1 protein-coding gene is annotated in these 795 nt (G+C 73.6%); it reads right to left on the bottom strand.

Annotated elements, in window-relative coordinates; translation table 11 throughout:
- The coding region (locus tag A6302_RS20580) for an amidase family protein (protein ID WP_245294188.1) at window positions 1-795 on the bottom strand (795 nt) is incomplete at both ends.

The raw sequence follows: 795 nt of genomic DNA, 5'->3' as shown, positions 1-795 counted from the left end.
CGGGCGGCGGCAAGGGTGGCAAGATCGGCAAGGCGCGGGCCGACGATCTGGACGCCGATCGGCGCGCCGCAGCGGGCAAGGCCGGCGTTGAGCGCGACCGCCGGCTGCTCGCCCATGTTCCAGGGCAGGGTGAAGACGATGTGCTCGAACGGGCGCTGCGGATCGTCCAGCGGCGAGGCGGCCTCGGCCGGGAAGGACAGCACCGGCGTCACCGGCGAAACGAGGAGATCGATCTCGCCAAACAGCGCGGCGGCGCGGCGGCGGATCTCGTAGGTCCGGTTGAAGCCGGTGACCGCGCGCACGCCGGAGATGGTCTCGGCCGCCGAGGCCCAGGCTAGGATGTAGGGCAGCACCCTGCTGCGCGCCGCCTCGGGCAGGGCGCGAAGATCGCCCCACGACCGGCAGCGCCAGAAGTCGTCGATGCCGTCGAGGATCGCCCGGTCCATCAGCGGCGGCGCCAATCGGATCCGGGCGCCGCGTCGCTCCAGATGGCGGGCGGCGGCCTCGGTTGCGGAAAGGATCTGCGGATCGACGGCCATGCCGCAGCCGGGCTCGAGCATCAGTCCGACCGTGCGGCCGGCAAGGTCGGTGCCGAGCGCGGTCCAGTCGATCGCTTCGGGGGGCAGGGCGGTGGCGTCGCGCGGGTCGGCCCGGGCGAGCACGGCCATCGCCAGCGCGGCATCCTCCACGGTCCGGGTCATCGGTCCGGCGCAGCGGCCGAGATAGAAGGGATCGACCGGGACGCGGCCGTGACTCGGCTTGAAGCCGACGATGCCGCACCAGGCGGCCGGCAGG

Source organism: Methylobrevis pamukkalensis (genome assembly GCF_001720135.1).
GTDB lineage: Bacteria > Pseudomonadota > Alphaproteobacteria > Rhizobiales > Pleomorphomonadaceae > Methylobrevis > Methylobrevis pamukkalensis.
Note: the sequence above shows the minus strand (reverse complement) of the source record. Positions and strands in the feature narration are given on the sequence as shown.